This window comes from Actinophytocola sp. (assembly GCF_036402745.1).
Lineage (GTDB): Bacteria > Actinomycetota > Actinomycetes > Mycobacteriales > Pseudonocardiaceae > Actinophytocola.
In genome coordinates this window covers 1-23,164 of sequence record NZ_DASWSJ010000197.1, presented here as the reverse complement: position 1 = coordinate 23,164, position 23,164 = coordinate 1, and the positions used below count along the sequence as shown (strand labels likewise).

16 protein-coding genes are annotated in these 23,164 nt (G+C 71.2%); 10 read left to right on the top strand and 6 right to left on the bottom strand.

All coding sequences use genetic code 11. The features are described 5' to 3' along the window. Positions 1–309: 309 nt before the first annotated feature. Entirely contained in the window at positions 310–1,011 is a 702-nt protein-coding gene (locus VGD70_RS18990) for a DUF6239 family natural product biosynthesis protein (RefSeq protein ID WP_331083091.1), read from the bottom strand. A gap of 4 nt (positions 1,012–1,015) precedes the next feature. Continuing rightward, positions 1,016–1,603, bottom strand: a complete 588-nt coding sequence (locus tag VGD70_RS18985) for a hypothetical protein (protein WP_331083088.1) — start codon at positions 1,601–1,603, stop codon at positions 1,016–1,018. 403 nt (positions 1,604–2,006) lie between these two features. On the opposite strand from VGD70_RS18985, the gene VGD70_RS18980 reads away from it, so the two are divergent. From VGD70_RS18980 to VGD70_RS18970, 3 genes are all read left to right on the top strand, one after another. Beyond that, positions 2,007–3,959 carry a CRTAC1 family protein gene (locus tag VGD70_RS18980; RefSeq protein WP_331083086.1) on the top strand — a complete coding sequence of 651 codons (1,953 nt, stop codon included), beginning with the start codon at positions 2,007–2,009 and terminating at the stop codon, positions 3,957–3,959. A gap of 4 nt (positions 3,960–3,963) precedes the next feature. Next, positions 3,964–4,956: an enediyne biosynthesis protein gene (locus tag VGD70_RS18975; RefSeq protein ID WP_331083084.1), complete on the top strand. Its 993-nt coding sequence runs from the start codon at positions 3,964–3,966 to the stop codon at positions 4,954–4,956. A 232-nt stretch (positions 4,957–5,188) separates the two neighbouring features. Continuing rightward, entirely contained in the window at positions 5,189–8,293 is a 3,105-nt protein-coding gene (locus tag VGD70_RS18970) for an AfsR/SARP family transcriptional regulator (protein ID WP_331083082.1), read from the top strand. A gap of 237 nt (positions 8,294–8,530) precedes the next feature. On the opposite strand, the gene VGD70_RS18965 is transcribed toward VGD70_RS18970, so the two are convergent. Then, positions 8,531–9,760, bottom strand: coding sequence for a bifunctional 3,4-dihydroxy-2-butanone-4-phosphate synthase/GTP cyclohydrolase II (locus tag VGD70_RS18965; protein ID WP_331083080.1), 1,230 nt, complete (start codon positions 9,758–9,760; stop codon positions 8,531–8,533). 277 nt (positions 9,761–10,037) lie between these two features. On the opposite strand from VGD70_RS18965, the gene VGD70_RS18960 reads away from it, so the two are divergent. Together VGD70_RS18960 and VGD70_RS18955 are read left to right on the top strand one after the other, a co-directional pair. Further along, a complete protein-coding gene (locus VGD70_RS18960) occupies positions 10,038–10,859 on the top strand; it encodes an AfsR/SARP family transcriptional regulator (RefSeq protein WP_331083078.1) in 822 nt (273 codons plus the stop codon). Positions 10,860–10,967: 108 nt separating this feature from the next. After that, positions 10,968–11,705, top strand: a complete 738-nt coding sequence (locus tag VGD70_RS18955) for an AraC family transcriptional regulator (protein ID WP_331083077.1) — start codon at positions 10,968–10,970, stop codon at positions 11,703–11,705. A 42-nt stretch (positions 11,706–11,747) separates the two neighbouring features. Here the strand turns inward: VGD70_RS18955 and VGD70_RS18950 are convergent, their stop codons facing one another. Continuing rightward, complete coding sequence (locus VGD70_RS18950) at positions 11,748–12,725, bottom strand: hypothetical protein (RefSeq protein ID WP_331083075.1); 978 nt, start codon at positions 12,723–12,725, stop codon at positions 11,748–11,750. A gap of 28 nt (positions 12,726–12,753) precedes the next feature. Continuing rightward, positions 12,754–13,581 carry an AfsR/SARP family transcriptional regulator gene (locus VGD70_RS18945; protein WP_331083073.1) on the bottom strand — a complete coding sequence of 276 codons (828 nt, stop codon included), beginning with the start codon at positions 13,579–13,581 and terminating at the stop codon, positions 12,754–12,756. 301 nt (positions 13,582–13,882) lie between these two features. Between VGD70_RS18945 and VGD70_RS18940 the strand changes: the two genes are divergently transcribed. From VGD70_RS18940 to VGD70_RS18920, 5 genes are all read left to right on the top strand, one after another. After that, complete coding sequence (locus tag VGD70_RS18940; protein ID WP_331083071.1) at positions 13,883–19,705, top strand: type I polyketide synthase; 5,823 nt, start codon at positions 13,883–13,885, stop codon at positions 19,703–19,705. Positions 19,706–19,709: 4 nt separating this feature from the next. Next, positions 19,710–20,189 (top strand): acyl-CoA thioesterase, encoded by a 480-nt coding sequence (locus VGD70_RS18935; protein WP_331083069.1) that lies wholly within the window; start codon positions 19,710–19,712, stop codon positions 20,187–20,189. A 50-nt stretch (positions 20,190–20,239) separates the two neighbouring features. After that, a complete protein-coding gene (locus VGD70_RS18930) occupies positions 20,240–20,764 on the top strand; it encodes a flavin reductase family protein (RefSeq protein ID WP_331083093.1) in 525 nt (174 codons plus the stop codon). A 16-nt stretch (positions 20,765–20,780) separates the two neighbouring features. Next, positions 20,781–21,815 carry an NAD-dependent epimerase/dehydratase family protein gene (locus VGD70_RS18925; protein WP_331083067.1) on the top strand — a complete coding sequence of 345 codons (1,035 nt, stop codon included), beginning with the start codon at positions 20,781–20,783 and terminating at the stop codon, positions 21,813–21,815. A gap of 104 nt (positions 21,816–21,919) precedes the next feature. Beyond that, positions 21,920–22,249: a DUF6235 family protein gene (locus VGD70_RS18920; protein ID WP_331083065.1), complete on the top strand. Its 330-nt coding sequence runs from the start codon at positions 21,920–21,922 to the stop codon at positions 22,247–22,249. Positions 22,250–22,375: 126 nt separating this feature from the next. Here the strand turns inward: VGD70_RS18920 and VGD70_RS18915 are convergent. Next, positions 22,376–23,164, bottom strand: a 789-nt coding sequence (locus VGD70_RS18915; protein WP_331083063.1) for an SDR family oxidoreductase, incomplete at its 5' end; no start/stop codon positions are given.

The following is a 23,164-nucleotide window of genomic DNA, read 5'->3' as shown; positions in this document are numbered from 1 at the left end:
CTGGAGACGATCTGGTACCTGGGACCGGCGCTCGTGTTCTTCCGCACGCTGATGCTCGGCGAGCCGGTGGACGGCGCGTTCGTACGCCGCACCGTCGACGAGGTCGTGCTGCCCGTCACGCGCGCCGCCACCTGACCGCGGTCCGGCGGCCGGGGCCGCGCGTGTGCTCGACGGGCCGTTCGGGTGGCCTGGGGCTGTCCCCTGCCGAGTCGTCCGGAGCGGCCGTATGAGTGCCCAGGCCGACGAGGTCGTCGCGCAGGACGAGCCGGCGGGGCGGGAGCCGGTCGAGGGACCGACCGGCCCGGAGACTCATCCGACCGGCATACCGGTACCAGCGAAACTCACCACCTCGCCACCGATCGGCGGCGGCACGCGGAATCTGGCAGATCGTTCGGCACAGACGACGGTGTTCGCCAGGTCCGAAACGGGGGCCGCCGTGGTTTCCCGGGCCGGTCTGAGTCCGGTCGAGTACGCCGCGCCCGCGAGCACCAGTATCGCCAGCACCGCGGTCGTGGTGTACAGGCCGACGGCGGCCCGCCGAGTGCGTGGCCGGCTGATCACCAGCCAGCTCACCGCCATGCCGGCGAGGTGCACACCGGTGTGCAGCAACGTGATCCGCGTGTCGCCGGGCGCGGAGAGCCACGCCCGCGCGAACTCCGTCGCCGCGAGCGTGGCCGCCGCCGCGCACAGCCAGGGCGCGAACGTGCGCAGCGCACCCCGTATCCACGCGAACCGAGGGTCCCGGTTGAAGATCACGTAGGCCGGCGCGCCGGTGGCCGCGAGCACCAACGGGATCACGCGTTGCGGCAGGTCGAGACCACCGGACAGCAACAACTCCGCGACCACCACCGCGGAGGCGGCACTCCACACCCACACCGCGGTGCGGTGTGCCGGCGGACCGGTGAACCCACGCAGCATCGTGAACGCGGCCACCACCATGACCGCCGCCAGCAACAGGACCCGCAGCGCCGTCGGGCCTATCGAGATGCCGACGGAACCATGGTCGTGCACGGTCTCAGCTCGTTGCCGCGGCGCCGGCGGTGGCCGGCGCGAACGTGGCACACGTGCACTTCATCAGAGCCTGGTCCGCGGGCGTGGGCCGCAGGTGCTTCACGATAGCCACGACCATCGGGATGAAGACGATCGTGTTGTAGAACAGGTGCAGCTCGATGCGGGGGAAGACCAGCTGGGCGATGCTGGTCGGCACGGCGGCGCCGAGCAGGTACGCGCCGGTCATGGCCTGCACCAGCAGCAGCAGGTGCTCGAAGTGGTGCCAGATCTGGATCCACATGGCCGTGTTCCACCACGTGCGCGCGCTGCCGGTGAACCCGTGCCGCAACACGATGAACGCGATCATCATGGTGATCGCGTAGCCGTAGTGCAGCCATTCCGACTTCACCAGCACCGGGTACGCCAGCCCGAGCAGGCCGCCCGCGGCCGGGCGCGGCCAGTGCAGGACGTAGACCTGTATCGCCTGTGCGACGTGCTCGGCCCAGTGCGCGAGCACGATCACCGCGTAGATCATCAACGCGGTCTTGTGGTAGCGGGTGTTGAGCAGCCCGTCCGGGCCCAGCCAGCGGCGAGCCGCGACTGAAGTGGTCATTGCCGATTCCTCCTCACGGAGCACTAGCCCGATGCCATCCTCTTGTCGGCGCACGCGCACCCGCATCTCCTGGCGTGCGCAGCGTCGCGGACACACCCTGGTGGCGATTCGTCGCGGCGCTCGTGCGCGCCTGATCTTCGTGACCAACGTTCAGGTACCGCTCCGCCGGTGTCAACCGGCCGAGTGCCGTATGCGCGAGTGCTCCTTTCGCGTGCGAAGCACTGCTCTTGGAAATTGCCGCGCTGCGTAGCGCACGCATGGAGTGGAGCTGTCGAAGCCCGGCTTGTCAGAATTCTGGAGGTCCGGGCTCTATTGTTTTGCGGAATTCGAGCCGTGGTGTACCGCCATGTGTTCGGGCCGTCGGTGCAGTGCTGACGACATGTTCCCTTCGGAGGTTCAACAGATGAAATCAACATTGGGCTGGCTGCGCCGGCAGTTGCCCGGAGTTATCGCTGTCGTGGCAATCGTCCTGGGATACTTCGTGGTGTCGCTCCCGACGGTGTCCGCGGCCGACCAGGAGCAGATGGCGAGCAAGTACTCGTTCAACCCGCGGACCATCGCGCTCCCCGCGGCCGACAAGCAGCAGACGATCCGCAAGGTCAACAAGGACTACAAGAACATCGCGGCGTGGGTCTCGTCGGTCGGCGCGGCCGTCGCGATGAACGACCTGGACGGCGACGGGCTGTCGAACGACCTCTGCCTGGTCGACACCCGCACGGACCAGGTCGTGATCACCCCGACGCCGGGCAAGGGGGGTGACCGCTACGCGCCGTTCGCGCTGAAGTCGGACCTGCCCATGAACGACGTCATGGCGCCGATGGGCTGCGTCCCCGGGGACTACAACGAGGACGGCCGCATGGACCTCCTGGTCTACATGTGGGGCCGCACCCCGATCATCTACCTGGCCAAGGCCGACGCGACCAAGCTGACGGCGGACGCCTACCAGGCGGCCGAGCTGGTGCCCGGCGCCAACTCGAAGAACGGCCGCTACACCGGTCCACAGTGGAACACCAACGCCGCGACCGTCGGCGACTTCGACGGTGACGGCCACCAGGACATCTTCATCGGCAACTACTTCCCGGACGGGCCGGTGCTGGACGACACCAAGAGTGGTGGCGTCACGATGAACCACTCGATGTCGCACGCGCTCAACAGCGGCGAGAAGTACATCCTCCGCTTCACCGGCGCCTCGGCCTCGACCGTGCACTTCCAGGAGGCGAAGGGCGCGCTGCCGGGTGCCGCCACCCACGGCTGGTCGCTGGGCGCCAGCGCGACCGACCTGGACGGCGACCTGTTGCCGGAGCTGTACATCGCGAACGACTTCGGCGTGGACCGGCTGCTGTACAACAAGTCCAGGCCGGGGCACATCGAGTTCGCCGAGGTGAAGGGCGTTCGCACGCCGGGTGTCCCGAAGTCCAAGCGTGTCGGCAACGACTCGTTCAAGGGCATGGGCGTGGACTTCGGCGACCTGGACGGCGACGGCATGTACGACATGTTCGTCAGCAACATCACCACGCCGTGGGGCATCCAGGAGAGCAACTTCCAGTTCATGAACACGGCCAAGGACAAGAGCGAGCTCCGCGACAAGATGGCGACCGGTGAGGCGCCGTGGAAGGACGTCAGCGGGGAGACGAACACCGCGTGGTCCGGTTGGGGCTGGGACGTCAAGATCGACGACTTCAACAACAGCGGCCAGTCGGTGATCGCGCAGGCGACCGGCTTCGTCAAGGGCGAGGTCAACCGCTGGCCGCAGCTGCAGGAGCTGGCCACCTCCAACGACGCGCTCGTGCCGAACCCCTACTTCTGGCCGAACGCCAGGAAGGGCGACGACATCGGCGGCAACCAGACGCTGCACTTCTTCGCCAAGGGCCCCGACGGTCAGTACGCCGACCTGGCGCCGCTGCTCGGCCTGGCCATCCCGGTGCCGACCCGCGGCATCGCGACCGGTGACGCGAACGGCGACGGCCTGCTCGACTTCGCGGTCGCCCGCCAGTACGCCGAGCCCGTCTTCTACGAGAACAAGAGCCCCTCACAGGGTTCGTTCCTCGGCCTCCGGCTGACGCTCGACGGCCAGACCGAGGGCGCCGCACCGGCGCCGGGCTCGCCGGCCATCGGCGCGCAGGTCACCGTGACCACGCCGGACGGTCGCAAGCACGTGGGTCGCGTGGACGGCGGCAGTGGCCACTCCGGCAAGCGCAGCCACGAGGTACACATCGGACTGGGCCAGAACGTGACCGGGCCCGTCGACGTCAAGCTCGAGTGGCGTGACCGCGACGGCCAGAAGCACCAGCAGGAACTGCGATTGACGCCCGGCTGGCACCGCTTCGGACTCAGCAGCAACGCCAAGGAGAGGTGAGGAAGTGGCAGAGCAGAAAACGGCGGCGGCGGGCCCGCGGCATGACCCGAAGGTCATCACCGCGCTACGCAGGTTCGCCATCTCGATCACGATCTTCAACATCATCGGTTACACCGTGCTCGGGTTCGAGCAGCCGTGGTCGTGGCCGTTCGCCGCGCTGGCCGTCGCCTACTTCACCGAGATCACGCTGGAGATCGTCGGCGCACGGGTCGAGGGCAGGGCACCGAGGTTCGCCGGCAACGGCGTCCGGGGCATGGTCGAGTTCCTCTACCCGGCGCACATCACCGCGCTCGCGTTGAACATGCTGATCTACACCAACGACCGGATCTGGGTGATGCTGTTCGGCGTGGTGATCGCCGTCAGCGCGAAGTGGGTCCTGCGCGCACCGGTCAGGGGCAGGATGCGGCACTACATGAACCCGTCGAACTTCGGGCTCGCGATGCTGCTCGTGCTGTTCCCGGCGTGGATCAGCATCGCTCCGCCGTACCACTTCACCGAGCACGTCAACGACTGGATCAGCTGGCTGATCGTCGCGATCATCATGATCTCCGGCACGGTGCTGAACTCGATGCTCACCGGCAGGATGTGGTTGATCGCGGGATGGCTGTCGTTCTTCGTCCTCCAGGCCTTCGTGCGTGGCTGGCTGTTCGACACGTCCATCCCGGCCGCGCTGGCGATGGGCACGGGTGTCGCCTTCGTCCTGTACACGAACTACATGGTCACCGACCCCGGCACGTCGCCGTCCAAGCCGCTGCCGCAGTTCGCGTTCGGGGCCGGCATCGCGGTGGTGTACGGCTTCCTGGTGATGGCCCACATCGCGTACGGGCTGTTCTTCGCCACCGCGATCGTGTGCCTGATCCGCGGCCTGTTCCACTGGTCGCTGCACATCATGAACATCGCCAAGCAGCGGGCGGAGGCCGGGCAGGACGCGCCGGCCGCCTCGGTCACACCGTTGCAGGTCGCCACTCCACGTGAGGACGTGGCGCGGTCGGCCTAGTCCGAACGAGTGACCCACGGGGCGGTACCGGAAACTCCGGTGCCGCCCCGTGATTTCCGTCCGGGGCCGCCCGACAATGTCGTTTCCCATTCGCCATTGCGTACGATATTGGTCGTTTTGCGCATTCGTCTCGGGGGTAGGCCATGAGAAAATGATTCATCTTGGTCGAGGGAGTCGAGGGCGCGATACTGCGGTTCTCCTCGCGTGGGCGACTGACGGTGGGAGAGGCTGAATGGGTCTACGGCTCTTGGGCCCATTGGAGTACTCCGCGAACGGCGAGGTGGTGGACCTCGGCGGCGCCCGTCAGCAGATCGTCCTGGCCGTGCTCGGTCTCAACGCGAACCGGGTCACCCCCATCGAGGCGCTGATCGACGCGGTGTGGAACACCGAGCCGCCCGTCACGGCCCGCGCGCAGGTGCAGATCTGCGTGTCGGGACTGCGCAAGGTGCTCGGCGACGCGGGCGCGCACGCGACGATCAGGACGCGCGCGCCCGGCTACCTGCTCGAGATCCCCCCCGAGGAGCTGGACATCGCCGAGTTCACCGAGCTCGTCGAGGCGGCCCGCACGCACGTCCGCGCCGACCGGCGGTCCGAGGCCGTCGCGACCCTGCGCAGGGCGCTGGCGCTGTGGCGCGGGCCCGCGCTCGCCAGCGTGCCGAGCGACGTCGCGGTCCGGGAAGCGACCTGGCTGGAGGCGGAACGGATAGCCGCGCTCATGGAGCGCATCCGGCTCGACCTCGAGTTCGGCCGCCACGAGGAGGTCGTCGGCGAGCTCGCCGCGCTGGTCGAGGCGCACCCGCTGAGCGAGCGGCTGTACGAGTACCTCGCGCTGGCGTTGTACCGGTCCGGCCGGCAGGCGGAGGCACTGGCGACCTGCCGGCGCGTGCGCGCCACGCTGATCGAGGAGCTGGGCATCGAGCCGGGAGACTGGCTCAAGCGGCTCGAGGCCGCGATCCTCAACCACGACCCGGGCCTCGAGCTCCGGCCGGTCGTGACCAAGCCGCAGGCGGGCGCGCCGCCGCCCAAGATCGCGGGACCACTGAACGTCGTGCCCCGCCGGTTACCGGTCAGCATCGCCGACTTCACCGGCCGCGAGGCCCAGCTCGTCGAGATCAGGCAGGTCCTCGCCGACGACGCCGGCCCGGCCACCGCCCGGTTCGGCACCCGCATCGTCGCGATCTCCGGCAAGGCCGGGGTGGGCAAGTCGGCGCTGGCCATCCGGGCGGCGCACGAGCTGCGGGGCGCCTACCCGGACGGCCACCTCTACGGCGACCTCGAGGTGCCCAACGGCGAGGACCGCGCCAGGGCGCTGCTCGCCCGCTTCCTGCGCGCGCTCGGTGTCGACGGCACGGCGATCCCCGATGACCAGGCCGAACGCGCGGACCTCTACCGCAGCAGGCTCGCCGGCAGCCGGGTGCTCGTCGTGCTCGACGGCGCGCGGGACGAGGACCAGATCCTGCCGCTGCTGCCCGCCGGCGCCGGGGCCGCGGTGCTCGTCACCAGCCGGACCCCGATGGCCGGCCTGCCCGGCGCCTACCAGATCCACATCGACGTGCTCGACCTCGACATGTCGCTGGCGATGCTCGGCAACATCATCGGGGAGAACCGGGTACGGGCCGAACGCGACAGCGCGATCGAGCTCGTCGACCTGTGCGGCCGGCTGCCGCTCGCGATCAGGGTCGCGGGCGCGCGGCTGGGCTCCCGCCCCAAGTGGCCGCTCGACCGCCTGGTCGCGCGGCTGCGCCACCAGCCGCGGCGGCTCGACGAGCTGTCCTACCACGGGCTCGAGGTGCGCTCCAGCATCGACGTCGGCTACCGGGCGCTGCCGGCGCAGGCGCGGCGACTGTTCCGGCTGTTCGCGCTGACCCCGACCGCAGACTTCCCGGACTGGACGGCGGCGCCGCTGCTGGACACCGACCGCCACGAGGCCGACGAGATGCTGGAGCTCCTGGTCGAGGCGCAGTTGCTGGACATCGTCCGGTATCCCGGCGAGCGGCTGCGCTACCGCTTCCACGACCTGATCCGCGTGTACGCCGCCGAACGCCTCGCGGACGAGGACGGGGAGCGCGCGGCCGCCGTGCGGCGGCTGCTCGGCGCCTGGCTCGCGCGTGCCGAGGAGGCGCACCGGGCGGAGTACGGCGGGGACTACACGATCCTGCACGGCGAGGCGACGCGCTGGCGGCCCACCGACGGCGGCGCGGCGGTCGAGGACCCCATCGCGTGGCTCGAGAGCGAGCGCAGGGGCCTCGTGGCCGCCGTGCACCTCGCCGGCGAGCAGGGGCTCGACGAGCTGTGCTGGGACCTCGCGCTCACCTCGGTGACGTTGTTCGAGGTCAAGGGGTACTTCGACGACTGGGAGGACGCCGCGGGGCACGCGCTCGACGCCACCAGGGCGGCCGGCAACCGCCGCGGCGAGGCGGCCATGCACTACACGCTCGGCACGATGCGGCTGTTCCAGCGGCGGATCGCCGAGGCGGACGAGCGCTTCCGCACCGCGCTGGCGATGTTCCGCGCGGTCGGTGACGAGCACGGCTGCGCGCTGGTGCTGCGCAACATGGCGACGGTCGAGGGGCTGCGGAGCCGCGAGACCGCCATGGCGGCGATCTACCGCGAGGCACTGGAGAAGATGCGCGTCGCCGGCGACAAGGTCGGCGAGGCGCACATCCTGCGCAACCTGGCCAAGGTGCGGCTCGACGAGAGCGACGTCGAGGGCGCCACCGAGCTGCTGCGGACCGCGTTGACCCGCTGCGAGGAGGTCGGCTACGTGCGCGGCGAGGCGCAGGTGCTGATCCGGTTCGCCGAGCTGCACCTGCACGTCAACCGCGTCGACCAGGCGCACCAGGCGCTGAACCGGGTGCTCCTGATCGTGCGGGACATCGGCGACCGCATCGGCGAGGCCCACGCGCTGTACCGGCTCGGCATCGTCCGCCAGCGCACCGGCCGGCTGGACAACGCCGAAAACACCTTGCAGCACGCGTTGTCGCTGGCCAGGCTCGCGGGCGAGCGCATGATCGAGGGGCAGGCGCTGCTCGGGCTCGCCGAGATCTCCCTGGCCCGCGGCGACACGGACACCGGCGAGGCGCACGCGACCGAGGCCCGCGCGGTGTTCGGGGAGCTCGGCGCCACGCTGTGGCTCGCGAAGTGCCTGATCCTGCTGTCCGACGTCAACCACGCGCTCGGGCGGATGCGGGAGGCGCGCCAAGATGTCGAGCAGGTCGGAGACCTGCTCGACAGCGTCGAGTCGGCGGAGGCCATGCGGCTGAAGGCGGAGCTGGAGGCGTTGCGGACGGCGTTGCTCAGCGGCGGTTCGGCCGGGGAGAACGGCGGCACCGGTTAGCGCCGCGCGCTGACCTGGGCCGGGGTTGGGGCGGGCGGCCAGTCGCTGTCGCCGAGTCCGAGCGGGGGAGCGGTGAACCGGCGGTTGATCGACATCTGTCCCGTCCTCACTGGTGATCCGACGATCTCGGGTGGTTCGAACTGCGTGAGGACAGTCAACGACCACCCGCTTTCGAGCTGGTTCCAGGTGCTTCAACGTCCGCTATCGCCTGGCGATAGCGAGGCCAGCCGGCGCAGGTCAGAAGCCTGCGACGACCCTCGGGGAGTTGAGCAGGTGTCCCATCCTGGCCCGCTTCGCGGAGAGATAGGCGACGTTGTGCGGCGACGGTTCGGTCTCCAGCGCGACCCGGCCGACGATGTCGATGCCGTAGCCGTGCAGGCCGCGGTACTTGGCCGGGTTGTTGGTCATCAGCTGGACCCTGCGCACTCCGAGGTCGCGCAGGATGTGCGCGCCGACGCCGTACTCGCGGCTGTCGACGGGCAGGCCGAGGCGCAGGTTCGCGTCCACCGTGTCGAGGTGCTGTTCCTGCTGGAGGCGGTACGCGCGCAGCTTGTGCGCCAGCCCGATGCCCCGGCCCTCCTGGCCGCGCAGGTAGACGACGACGCCCCGGCCCGCCTCGGCGATGCGCCGCATGGCGAGGTCGAGCTGCGGGCCGCAGTCGCACCGCAGGGACGCGAACAGGTCCCCGGTGAGGCACTCGCTGTGCACGCGCACCAGCACGTCCTCGCCGTCGGCGACGTTGCCCAGCACCATCGCGAGGTACTCCTCGCCGTCGGTGGTCGACCGGTAGGCGACGGCGCGGAACGTGCCGAGGGGCGTGGGCACGTCGGCGTCGGCTGCCCGCTCGACGAGGTCGGCGATCGAGCGGCGGTGCTCGATCAGCTCGGCGATCGTGACCACGGGCAGGTCGTGCTCCTGTGCGAAACGCTCGATCTCGGGGCGGCGCATCATGCCGGTGCGGTCCGCGTTCACGAGCTCGCACAGCAGCGCGGCCGGCGCGAGCCCGGCGAGGCGGCACAGCTCGACGCCGGCCTCGGTGTGCCCGGCCCGCTTGAGCACCCCGCCCGCCACGGCACGCAGCGGCATCATGTGGCCCGGCCGCGCGAGGTCCTCCGGCGTGGTCGACGCGTCCGCCAGCGCGACGGCGGTCGCGGCGCGGTCGCCCGCGCTGATCCCGGTCGTCGTGCCGTGCCGGTAGTCGACGCTGACGAGGAACGCGGTGCGGAGGCTCTCGGTGTTCTTCTCGACCATCAGGTCCAGCCCGAGCTCGGTCGCCCGCTCCTCGGTGATCGCCGTGCACAGGAAACCCGAGGTGTGCGCCAGGAAGAACGCCACGGTCTCCGGGGTGGCGTGCTCGGCGGCCACGATCAGGTCGCCCTCGTTCTCCCGGTCCTCGTCGTCGACGACGACCACGATTCCCCCACGGGCAAGCCGGCGGACCGCACGGTCCACCGAGGAATCCGCCATCAGTTGCCTCCCGGGAGAATTCTCCGCACGCGCGCAATTCCCACGCGACGCATTCGGCCTCGTCATTTCCGGTTGATACGGCCATCCTACGGATCAAAGCGGTGGCGGAGTTCTTCCAGTGTGCGTCGACCGGCAGGTTGCCCTATCGCCCGCCGATAAGCGACGGATAGGCCCTGCTAAGACCAGGCGTGAAGAGTCAGCGGCGCCGACACGAACGCCGGGCGCCCGGGTGACGAAGGGGCGTAGGACGGACCAATATCGAGAAACGAGAAGTGACATGCAAGTCGAGATTGGGGTTCTAGGGCCTCTGGAGGTCTCCGTAGACGGCATCTCGATCGTTCCCACCGCCAGCAAGCCCAGCCAGGTGCTGGCCGTGCTCGCCCTGAACGCGGGCCACCTGGTGACCGTCCGGGCGCTGTGCGACGAGATCTGGGGCTCCCGGCCACCGCGCAGCGGCGTGCAGACCCTCCAGACCTACATCCTGAAGCTGCGGGGGATGTTGGAGCACGCGCTCGCCGATCGCAGCGACACCTGCTCGAAGGACATCCTGATCACGCGCCGGCCCGGCTACGTGCTGGCCGTCGAGCCCGGCGACGTCGACGCGACGCGCTACGACCGGCTGTCCTCCGCCGGCCGGCAGGCCGTCAACGAGGGCGACCACGCCGCCGCGTCGCGCCTGCTCGCGGACGCGTTACGGCTCTGGCGCGGCCCGGCGTTCGCCGACCTGCCGGCCGGCCCGCTGCTCGGCGTCGAGGCCGTGCGGCTGGAGGAGAACCGGCTGGGGGACCTGTACCTGCGCATCGAGGCCGACCTGAAGCTCGGCCGCCACCACCAGCTCCTCGGCGAGCTCGCCGCGCTGTGCGCGCGCCACCCGCTGATGGAGAACTTCTGCACCCAGCACATGGTCGCGCTGTACCGGTGCGGCAGGCGCAGCCAGGCGCTCGAGGCGTACCGCAGGCTGCGCGCCGACATGGCCAACGAGCTCGGGGTGGAGCCCTCGCCGCAGGTGCGCAACCTGCACCAGGCGATCCTGTCCGGGCGGTCCTTGCTCGACCAGGAGAACCCCGCGATTCTTCGAACGCCGTTGAGCCCCCGCTAGTCCGGAAATCGAGCGAAAACGGACCGAGCTGGTCGCGGCAACCCGGGCGACCTTACCTTGGGCCCATCCGACCTGCGAGCTGATTACTACTCCAAGTGGTGTGAACTGATGGACAACGTTATCGAGAGCGCAGTCGAGCGTGTCATACGCGCGATGCGCGAAAATTTGGGCGATGTGATCACAATCGACGACATGGCGCGCACCGCCATGTTCAGCAAGTTCCATTTCACTCGGATATTCCAGCGGGTCACCGGGATCTCGCCGGGCCGGTTCCTGTCCGCGCTGCGGTTGCAGGAGGCCAAGCGGTTGCTGCTGACCAGCTCCATGACCGTCGCCGACATCAGCCACGTGGTCGGCTACAACAGCATCGGCACGTTCAGCTCGCGGTTCCGCGCCAGCGTCGGCGTCTCGCCGACCGAGTACCGGCAGTACCGCGGCTACGTGGCGCCGCTCGACGACGTGGCGCCACGCTCGGGTGTGCGCGGCACCGTGGTGCGCGGCCACGTCTCGGACCCCGAGTCGCGCGGGCCCGAGCACGTGCTGGTCGGCGTGTTCCGGGACCGGATCGCGCAGGGCCTCCCGATCCGCCACACGATCCTGCGTGGCGCGGGCGCCTTCGTGCTCGAGGACGTGCCGGAGGGCAGCTGGTTCGTCCAGGCGCACTCCGTCGAGACGGGCTACGACCAGTCCGATCCCGAGTCGGACTGCCTGGCGGCGTACGGCCCGGTGACCGTCCGGCGCGACGTCCCGGTCCTCGGTGTCGACCTGCGGCTGCAGGGGCGGCGGATCTTCGACCCACCGCCCCTGCTCGCTCAGCTCGACCAGCCGCTGCGTACCGCGGCCTGACCGGTCACCCGTGCTCTCGGTACCCGGTCACCGCCGCGGGCGTCACACCCAGGGTGCGACCGGGTACCACGGCAGGATCTCGCGCATGGCGAGCAGCCGGACATCCCAGTACAGCACGGTGAAGACGCCGACGACGAGCAACGCGGACCCGGTGAGCACCGTGAGCCGGTGTGGCTTCGCGACGAGCCAGCGCCGCACCGCGCCGCCCGCCACCAGCGTGCTGAGCAGCACCAGCAGGGCCAGCACGATGATGTTGCCGATGGACTGCAGCACGAACGCGCCCGCCCCGTAGAGCGGGTTGCCGGACTCCGCCGCGTCGCGGAACAGCATGCGGAACAAGGGGAACGGCCGGCCGATCAGGAACGCGCCGACCAGCATGCCGAAGAACACCAGGTGGGCGTTGGGAAAGCGCGTCGACAGCCGCGCGAACGGGTCGCGCACCAGGCGCAGCGCCGCCAGGCCGAGGTAGGTCATGGCGAGCCCGATCAGACCGAACACCACCATCGCCTGGACCATCCGGCCGGACAGCGCGCCCGGCACGTTCTCCGCGGTGTCGAACTGCGGCATGCCGGTGCCGACCAACCCGACGACGGCGCCGTAGACCGCGGACACCACGATCATGCCGGCGGCGAGCCACAGGATCGGCCGCACCGCCGCGCGTAACCGGCTCCACGTGCCGCCGGCGCCGCCGACGAGCGGCGCCATCGTGCCGAACACGGCGATGTTGCACGCGGTGAAGGTGCCGGCGAGCCCGGAGACGAAGGCGAACACGACCCCGCTGCCGACGCCGGCGATCGCGGTCCCCTTGGCGTCGTGGCCGAGCAGCGTGTTCGCCACGGAGTCACCGATCGCACTGTCCACGAAGGACGCCGACCAGATCACGGTGAGCACGAAGCCCGCGATCGCGCTCAGCACCACGACCCGCGTCCTGCGGCGTGGCGGTGGGCCGTACGCCAGCGGGCCCGGGGCCGCCTGCGCCGGACCGGCCGGTTCGGAGGGACGGGTCTCGAGTTGTGCCATGATCTCTCCTTCGGTGTTGACACCTGCCTCAGCCGGCGATCGCGTCCGGCGTCGGGTCGTTGACCATGAACCTGGGGTCGTCGAGCTGTTCGTCCCCGACGAGCAACGCGTGGTGCAGCTGGCGGAGGCGGGGAGAGGGGTCGACGCCGAACTGCTCGTGCATGGTCGTCGAGAGTCCTTGGTAGGCCTCGAGAGCCTGACCCGGGCGGCCCGACCGGTAGAGCGCGAGCATGTGCTGGGCGTGGAAGTGCTCGATGTAGGGGTGCCGCGCGCACAGGGCGGCGAGCTCGCCGAGCAGCTGGTGGTGCCGGCCGAGGACGAGTCCGGCGTCGATGCGCAGCGCGATGTCGGTGAGCCTGCTCTCCGCGAGGCTCATCGTCTCGATCTCCAGCTGTGGCCCGATGTTCACGTCCACGAGCACCGGTCCACGCCACAGCGCGAGCGCCGCGTCGAGCAGCTGGTCCGCCCGTGCGTGGTCACCGGCCCGCTCGGCCGTGCGGCCCATCGCCGACAACCGGGCATAGCGGACGGCGTCGACCGACTCCGGCTCGACCCGCAGCGTGTAGCCGGTGTGGCTGGTCGCCAGGATCTCGTGGGAGGCGTCGGCCTGGTCCGCGGGAAGGGCGCGGCGGATCAGCCTGCGAACGTGCAGGACATAGGTCTGCAGCGTGCCGGCGGCACTGCGCGGCATTCTCGTTCCCCACAGCTCCTCCATGATCGTAGAGGTATGCACCACGCTGCCGGCGTTGATCGCGAGAATCGCCAGTAGCTGACGAGTCTTCCTGGCCGTGGGTACCACGCAGACGTCGTTGAAAGCAACCTCCAGGGTGCCGAGCACGTTTATTTCAGCTCTCATGAGTCAACTCATTTCACCTGTGTTGTCCCCACAGGATAGGACCGCCGGTAATGGCTGGAATCTCCTGTAATGCTGGTGGTTCTCGCGCCTTCGTCGAGTGGGCGGGACACCGCATGTTCGGAGTGGCGGACCTGGCGCCCGGTCGTCGCCCCCTCGTCGCTGGGCGGGTCGGACACCGTACCGCATAACGGAAGTAGGCAGGGGCTGCCTGGCTGCTGCACTCTTGACCAAAAGTCGGCATGGTGTGTCGGGCCCGCACGGGCCGGCATCGTGGTGTTTGTCTGGCCGTTGGATGGTGAATGTGAGCAACGAGCGGATCGCCATTGTTGGTATCGGACTCCGGTACCCGGACGCGACTTCTCCGGAGGAGCTTTGGGAGAATGTGCTCGCGGGGCGGAGGGCGTTTCGGCGCTTTCCCGATGAGCGGATGAACGAGGCCGATTACTGGTCTGAGGACCCGCACGCGCCCGACCGTCACTACGCCAGTCGGGCCGCGGTCCTCAAGGACTTCGAGTTCGACCGGGTGAAGTACAAGATCGCCGGTAGCACCTACCGGTCGACCGACCTCACGCACTGGCTCGCCCTGGACACCGCCGCGACGGCGCTGGCCGACGCGGGGTTCCCCAACGGCGAGGGGCTGCCCAGGACGGGCACCGGGGTGGTGCTGGGCAACAGCCTCACCGGTGAGTTCTCCCGCGCGAACCTGATGCGCCTGCGCTGGCCGTACGTGCGGCGCACGCTGGCCGCCGCGCTGGCGGAGAAGGGCTGGAGCGACGAGGACACCGGCGCGTTCCTGCGCGAGCTGGAACCCCGGTACAAGGCGCCTTTCCCGGCGATCAACGAGGACACGCTCGCGGGCGGCCTCGCCAACACGATCGCCGGCCGGATCTGCAACTACTTCGACCTGGCCGGCGGCGGGTTCACCGTCGACGGCGCGTGCTCGTCGTCGCTGCTCGGCGTCGCCACGGCGGCGAAGGCGCTCGTCGACGGCGAGATGGACGTGGCGCTCGCCGGCGGGGTGGACCTGTCGATCGACCCGTTCGAGGTGATCGGCTTCGCCAAGACCGGCGCCCTCGCGACCAAGGAGATGAAGGTCTACGACAAGGACTCCAACGGTTTCTGGCCGGGTGAGGGCTGCGGCATCGTCGTGCTGATGCGCGAGGCCGACGCGCTCGCCACCGGCAGGCGCATCTACGCGTCGGTCACCGGCTGGGGCATCTCGTCGGACGGCAAGGGCGGCATCACCCGCCCGGAGGCCGCGGGGCACCGCCTCGCGCTCACCCGGGCCTACGACCGCGCCGGCTACGGCGTGGAGACCGTGTCCTACTTCGAGGGGCACGGCACCGGCACCGCGGTCGGCGACGAGACCGAGATCGAGGCACTCTCGAGCGCCCGGCGCCTCGCCGACCCGACCGCGCCGCCCGCGGCGCTGAGCACGGTCAAGGGCAACTTCGGGCACACCAAGGCGGCCGCGGGGGTCGCCGGGCTGATCAAGGCCACCCTCGCGGTGCACAACCAGGTCATCCCGCCGGCCACCGGCCACTACGACCCGCACCCGAAGCTGACCGCCGCCGACGCGACGATGTACGTGCCGGCCGAGCCCGAGCTGTGGCCCGCCCAGGCGCCGGTGCGGGCCGGGGTGTCCGCCATGGGTTTCGGCGGCATCAACTCCCACATCGCGATCGAGGAGGCCCCCGGCCGCACCCGGCGCGCCGAGGTGCCGGCCAGGACGCGTGCGCTGGTGGCCGGCCGCCAGGACGCCGACCTGCTGCTGCTCGACGGGCACACGCCCGACGAGCTGCGGGACCGCGCGGCGAACCTGGCCGGCCTGGTCGAGAAGCTGTCCTTCGCCGAGCTCGCCGACATCGCCGCCGGGCTCGCCGCCCAGCAGACCGGCGGGCGCTACCGCGCCGCGGTCGTCGCCGGCAACCCCACCGACGCCGCGCGCAAGCTCGGCCGCGTGGTCGACGAGCTGACGGCGGGGCGCACCGAGCTGCACGCGCAGGCCGACGGCGTCTTCCTGAGCCACTGGACGACGGCGCCCCGCATCGCCTACCTCTTCCCCGGTCAGGGCACCAGCCGGGACGCGGTCGGCGCGATCCGCCGCCGGTTCGCCGAGGCGGGCGAGGTCTTCCGCGCCGAGGCGGTGCCGGACGGCGGCGACGCCGTGGCGACCGAGGTGGCCCAGCCCCGCATCGTGGCCGGCTCGGTGGCCGGCCTGCGGGTGCTGCGGTCGCTGGGCATCGAGGCGGACGTGGCCGTGGGCCACAGCCTCGGCGAGCTGACCGCCCTGTCCTGGGCGGGCGCCATGAGCAGCGACGACGTGCTGCGGCTGGCCGCCATGCGCGGACAGGTGATGGCACGGGCGAGCGAGACGGGCGGTGCCATGGCGAGCGTGGCCGCCGACCCCGAGGCCGTCGAGGCGCTCGTGGGCGGCCGCGAGGTCGTGATCGCCGGGTACAACGGCCCGGCGCAGACCGTCGTCGCGGGCCCGTCCGCGGACGTCGACCGGGTCTGCGCCGACGCGCGGGCCCGCGGCCTGACCGCGACCCGGCTCAACGTGTCGCACGCGTTCCACTCGCCGCTGGTGCGGCCGGCCGCGGTCGAGCTGGCCAACCGGTTCGCCGGGTTCCGGTTCGACACGCCGCAGCGCCCGGTGGTCTCCACGGTCACCGGCGAGCAGCTCGACCCGCGCACCGACCTCCGCGCACTGCTGATGGACCAGGTGGTCCGGCCGGTGCGCTTCCAGGAGGCCGCCGCGAAGGCCGTCGAGAACGCGGACCTGGTGCTGGAGGTCGGGCCGGGGCGGGTGCTGTCCGGGCTCGTCAGCCAGGCGGCGCCGGACAAGCTGGTGCTGGCGCTGGACACCGACAGCCCGTCGCTGACCTCGCTGCTCACCGCGGCCGGCGCGGCCTACGCGCTCGGTGTCGCGGTGGACCCGTCCGCGCTGTTCGGCGACCGCGTGGTGCGGCCGATGGCGGAGGACGCCGACCCGAAGTTCCTGGAGAGCCCGTGCGAGACCGCGCCGGACATCGCCGCGGACCTCGCGGTGGACGCCGCCCCGGCGCCGGTCGCGGCTGCCGCGGACGCCGGGAGCGGCGGCGAGGAGACCGCGACCCTGGACGTGCTGCGCAGGCTCGCCGCCGACCGGGTGGAACTGCCGATCGAGACGATCTCCGGGACCACCCATCCGCTCGACGACCTGCACCTGAGCTCGATCACCGTCGGCCAGCTCATCAACGAGGCCACCCGTGAGCTCGGCAGGCCGGCGCTCGCGGCCACCACGAACTACGCGATCGTGACGCTCGGCGACATCGCCGACCTGATCGACGACCTGGACGAGACCGCGCAGGACGGCGCGGCCCGGCCGGCCGACGTCGCGGGCTTCGCGCCGTGGGTGCGGCCGTTCTCGGTGGACTACCTGCCGGAGCCCCACTCCGGGCTCGGCATCCACGGCGGCTCCTCCGGCGAGTGGGAGCTGTACGCGCCCGCCGGTCACCCGCTGGCCGAGCGGCTGCGTGCCGCGCTGGTCGAGGCCGGAGTCGGGAACGGCGTGCTGCTGTGCCTGCCGCGGGACGGCGAGGCGCACGTGGACCTCGCGCTGAAGGCGGGCCAGCAGGCGGTCACCGCCGCCGACGGCACGCGTTTCGTGGTGGTGCAACAGGACCTGGGCGCCTCCGGGCTCGCCAGGACGCTCCACCTCGAGCACCCCGGCGTGCCGACGACCGTGGTCGACCTCGCCGACGTGGCGCCGGCCGGGCCGGACGACGTCGACGCCGCGGTGACCAGGGTGGTCGCCGAGGTCGCCGGCACCGTCGGGTACAGCGAGGTCCGCTACACCGCCGACGGCGAGCGGACCGTGCCGATCCTGCGCGCGCTGGCGGAGTCCCCGCCGGCCGAGGCCGACCCGACCCGGCTGACCGCCGCCGACGTGCTGCTCGTGACCGGTGGCGCCAAGGGCATCACGGCCGAGTGCGCGCTGGTCATGGCGCAGGACTCGGGCGCGAAGCTCGCGCTGCTCGGCCGGGCCGACCCGGTCACCGACGAGGAGGTGTCGACCAACCTGGCCAGGATGGCGGCGGCCGGCGTCGAGGTGCGCTACGAGCGTGCCGACGTCACCTCGCCGGAGCAGGTCGCGGCCGCGGTCGAGCGGTTCTCCGCCGAGCTGGGCACGGTGACCGCCGTGCTGCACGGCGCCGGCCGCAACGAGCCGGGCGCGCTGTCGAACCTGTCGGAGGCCGACTTCCACAAGACGCTCGCCCCGAAGATCGACGGTCTGCGCGCGGTGCTCGACGCCGTCGGCGAGGACGACGTCAAGCTGCTGGTCACCTTCGGCAGCATCATCGGCCGGGCCGGGCTGCGTGGCGAGGCGCACTACGCCACCGCCAACGACCGGATGACCGAGCTGACCGTGCGGTTCCAGCGCGAGCACCCGAACGCCCGAGCCCTCGCGCTCGAGTGGTCGGTGTGGTCGGGCGCCGGCATGGGCGAGCGACTCGGTGTGGTCGAGGCACTGATGCGCGACGGCATCACCCCGATCTCCACCGAGGACGGGATCGCCGTGCTGCGCAGGGTGCTCGCCGACCCGTCCGCCGGGCCCGTCCTGGTGGTGAGCGGTCGTGCGGCCGGTCTGCCGACCCTGCGACTGGACACCAGCGAGCTGCCGCTGACGCGGTTCCTCGACCGGATCCTCGTGCACTACCCGGGTGTCGAGCTGGTGACCGAGGCCGACCTGGCCGCCGGCAGCGACCCGTACCTCGCCGACCACCTGCTGGAGGGCGACCAGCTCTTCCCGGCGGTGCTGGGCATGGAGGCCATGGCGCAGGTCGCCACGGCGGTCGGTGGCGAGGCAGGCGTGCCGGTGCTGGAGGACGTCGAGTTCCTCCGGCCGATCGTGGTGCGGCCGGGTGAGTCGACGACGGTCCGGCTGGCCGCGCTCGCGCGTGGCGCCGGCACCGTGTCGGTGGCCATCCGCAGCGAGGAGACCGGGTTCAGCGCCGACCACTTCCGGGCACAGCTGCGCTTCCCCCGGCCCGAGGTGCCGTCGGCGCCCGACGCGGCCGAGGCGATCCGGAGCGTTCTGCCCGCGGTGCCCGTCGACCCGGTGGCCGACCTGTACGGCGGGGTTCTGTTCCAGGGCAAGCGGTTCCAGCGGTTGCTGTCCTACCGCAAGGCCGCGGCACGGCACGCGGTGGCCGACCTGTCCACGACCGCGCCGGCGCAGTGGTTCGCCGCGTTCCTCTCCCAGGAGCGGGTGCTCGCCGACCCCGGCACGCGCGACGCCGTGATGCACTCGATCCAGTGCTGCGTCCCCGACGCCACGCTGCTGCCGCAGAGCATCGAGCGGCTGTACCTGGCCGACCCCGCCGAGCAGGACTCCGAGGTCGTGGTCATGGACGCGCGGGAACGCCTGCAGGACGGCGACACCTACGTCTACGACGTCGACGTGCTGACGGCCGACGGTGTCGTGGTGGAGCGCTGGGAAGGCCTGTCGCTGCGGGCCGTGCGCAAGCGCGGTGGCGAGGGCCCGTGGGTGCCGTCGCTGCTCGGGTCCTACCTGGAGCGGTCCGCCGAGCGCGTGCTCGGTGGCACCCGGACGGTCGTGGTCGAGCCCGACCCGGCCGGCGTGCCGAGCGGCAAGGACAACCGGCGCGCGCAGACCGAGCTGGCCGCGAGCCGGGCACTGGGCCGGGAGGCCGGCGTGCGGTACCGCCCGGACGGCCGTCCGGAGATCGACGGCGGCACCGTGACCGCGTCGCACGGCGCCGGGGTGACCCTCGTCGTCACCGGCGCGGGCGCCCTCGCGTGTGACGTCGAGGTGGTCGCCGAGCGCACGGAGGAGGACTGGGCCGGACTGCTCGGCGGCGACCGGATCGCGTTGCGGGACCTCGTGGTCACCGAGGCGGGCGACGCCGCCGCGACGGCCGCGACGAGGGTGTGGTCCGCCCTCGAGTGCCTGCGCAAGGCCGGGGTGACGACCCAGGCGCTCACCCTCGACCGGGTCGACGAGGAGGGATGGGTGCTGCTGTCGGACGGCGACACCGACATCGCCACCTGGGTGACCACAGTCAACGACGTCCAGGAACCGGTCGTCTTCGCCATCCTGTCGAACAAGGAGCACTGACCACATGACCGCGTACTACGAGATCCGCCACACGGTGGGGTTCGAGGAGACCAACCTGGTCGGGAACGTCTACTACGTGAACTACCTGCGGTGGCAGGGACGTTGCCGGGAGATGTTCCTGAAGGAGAAGGCCCCGGCGGTCCTGGCGGACCTGCGGGAGGACCTGAAACTGTTCACGCTGAAGGTGGAGTGCGAGTTCTTCGCCGAGATCACGGCGTTCGACCTGCTGTCCGTCCGAATGCGACTGGAGGAGCTGACGCAGACGCAGATCCAGTTCAGCTTCGACTACGTCAAGATCGCCGACGGGGCCGAGAACCTGGTGGCCACCGGCCGGCAGCGCATCGCGTGCATGCGGGGCGACAACAACAACACCGCACCCACCCGGGTGCCCGCGGCGCTGCGTGACGCGCTCGTGCCGTACTCCACGGTCCCGGCAGCGCCCGCCCGCGTCGTCGAGCCGGCGACCGCGGGGGACGGGCGGTGACCGGGCCGCGGCGGCTGCCGCACGAGGCGGCGGTGCCCCCGCCGGTGTCGATGCTGCGCCCGGCCGATGAGCAGGAGGTGACGCCGAGCGTGCTGCGCACGGTGATGGCGCAGTTCGCGACCGGGATCACCGTGCTCACCGCGCACGGCGAGAAGGCGCACGGGATGACCGCCAACGCGGTCACCTCCGTGTCGCTGGAGCCGCCGATGGTGCTGTGCTGCGTGGCCCACACCGCTCGGATGCACGACGCGATCCTCGGGGCGCGAAGCTTCGGGGTGTCGGTGCTGAGCGCCGAGCAGGAGGGTGTCGGGCGGTACTTCACGAACAAGAGCCGGCCGGAGGGCATGGCGCAGTTCGAGCAGGTGGACTGGTTCCCCGGCCGGCACACGGGCGTGCCGCTGCTGGCCGGGTCGCTCGCCTGGCTCGAGTGCGAGGTGACCGAGGTCTACCCCGGCGGCGACCACTCGATCTTCCTCGGCACCGTGCGGAGCGCGAGCCGGGGCGGTGGTCAGCCGCTGCTGTTCCTCGACGGCTCGTTCCAGCCACTCGACCAGCGGTCCGCGCGCAGCGCCTGAGCCGGCGGGAGTCGTCATGTTGGTGTGTGTGACGGGCGGGACCGGCTTTGTCGGCGCCCACTCGGTGGCGGCCGTCGTCCGGGCCGGGCATCGCGTCCGGGTGCTCGCCCGCGACGAGGCCGCGGTGCGGCCCGCGCTGGTGCCGCTCGGCGTCCCGGCGGACGCGGTCGAGGTCCGCTCCGGTGACGTGCTCGACGAGGCCTCGGTCTCGCGGGCCGTCGCCGGCGCCGACGCGGTGCTGCACGCCGCCTCGGTGTACAGCTTCGACTCGCGGCGTCGCGGGGACATGGTGCGCACCAACGCGGCCGGCACCGAGAACGTGCTGGCGGCCGCGGTGCGCGCCGGGGTGCGGCGCACGGTGTACGTCTCCAGCGTGGCCGCGCTGTTCCCGTCGAAGGAGCGGCCGCTCGACGCGGCGTCGCCGGTCGGCGACGCCCGGGAGCCGTACCTGGCGAGCAAGGCGGCGGCCGAGCGGGTCGCCCGCCGGTACCAGGAGGACGGGGCGCCGGTGGCGATCACGTACCCGCCCGCGCTGCTCGGCCCGCACGACCCGAGGATCGGTGACCAGACCGGCAGGCTCCTGGCCACGTTGCGTGGTCTGGCGCCGATCTGGCCCACCGGCGGGTTCCCGCTCGGGGACGTCCGCGACACGGCGGAGTTGCACGCCGCCCTCGTCGCGGGCGAGGGCCCGGGCCGCTACTTCGGCCCGGGCCGGTACGTGCGCACCCGGGAGTACGTGGCGACGGTCCGCGAGGTCACCGGCCGGCGGCTGCCGGCGGTGCGCGTGCCGGCGGCGGCGCTGCTGCCGTTCGGCGCGTTCGTCGGGCTGGTGCAACGGTTCTGGCCGTGGCACATCCCGGCGGAGTACGGCGCGATCTACACCTGCGCCTGCGAGACCGCGGTGAGCGAGAGCGCGCCGACCGGCGGTCTCACCGCCCGTCCGGTCGCCGGCACGATCGCCGACACGGTGGGGTGGCTGCACCGGACCGGTCTGTTATCCGACCGTCGGGCCGGCCGGGTCGCGAACCGGGAAGTTGTTGCCGCTCAGTAGTTTCCCGAACCAATCGACCGGGTCGCCGAAGCAGGCGATCCGGTCGAAAGCATGCTACTATTCGCTTATAACACAACGATGTTATGGATCCCGGGAGCGCGGTCATGAACCCACCCGCGGGGCCTGGCGGTCACCCTGCCGGCTCGAGATTTCGCCTCGCGTTGGGGCTCGACGTGCTGGGGGCGTGGGCGGAAGCCGCCACCTCGAGTGAGAAGGACGTCGTCTACCGGGCCCTGTTCGCCATGACCGACGGCTCGCTCTTCCGCACCTACCGGATCATCGACGACTTCCAGCGGCCGAGCCAGCTGTTCGTCATCGTGACCGACCGGCTCGTGCTCCAGCTGCTGATCAACTGCCTCGACTCGTTCAGCATCCTCTACATCGGCCCGTGCGGCGGCGCGGCCGTCGTCGGCCCGACGCGCAACGCGGCCTGAGCGAGGACACGGCCCGCGAAGCCCGGGCGCCTGCGAAACTCGAGCGGCCCGCGAAACCTGAGCGGCACCAACGAAAGCGGCTCCGAACCGTCCGGTTCGGAGCCGCTTTCGGGTGACGAACCCGGGTCAGGGCTGGGGGAAGAACTTGGTGAGGAACACCTCCCATGCCCGGTCGCCGAAGACCGCCCGCTGCGGCTTGAGCAGCCGCACCGGGACGCCGACCCGGTAGCGGATCTTCGGCTTGCGTGCCGTGATCGCCTTCTCGATCACCTCGGCGACCTTGGCCGAGCGGACCGCGGTGCGGCCGCGGCCCGTGGGCTTGTCGACCTCGCGGTAGGCGCCGTGCCACTGGACGAAGTAGTCCCAGAATTCGGCGTACAGGTCGCTGTCGGTGTCCAGGTCCAGGTCGCCGACCGTGGTCGGGACGAAGGAGCCCAGGATCGGTGACGGCTCGATGATCGACACCTGGATGTCCCAGGGCCGCACCTCCTGCCGCAGCGAGTCGCTGATGGCCTCCAGCGCGTGCTTGGTCGCCTGGTAGTAACCGCGGCCGGGGGTGGCGAACAGGCCGAAGATCGACGACATCATGACGATCCGGCCGGACCGCTGCGTACGCATGCCCGGCAACACCAGCTGCGTCATCCGCGACAGGCCGAAGAAGTTCGTCTCGAACTGCCGGCGCACCTGCTCGAGCGGGGTCTCGCCGATCGTGCCGTTGAGGCTGTACGCGGCGTTGTTGACGAGGACCCCGACCGCGCCGTGCTCCTCGGTGATCCGGTCGACCACGGCGGTCATCGACTCCTCGTCGGTGACGTCGAGGCGCATCGTCGTGATGCCCTCGTCCTCGAGGTCCTTCAGGCCCTCCAGGCTCCGCCCGGTCGCGTAGACCGGCCGGCCCGCCCGGTGCAGGCGCAG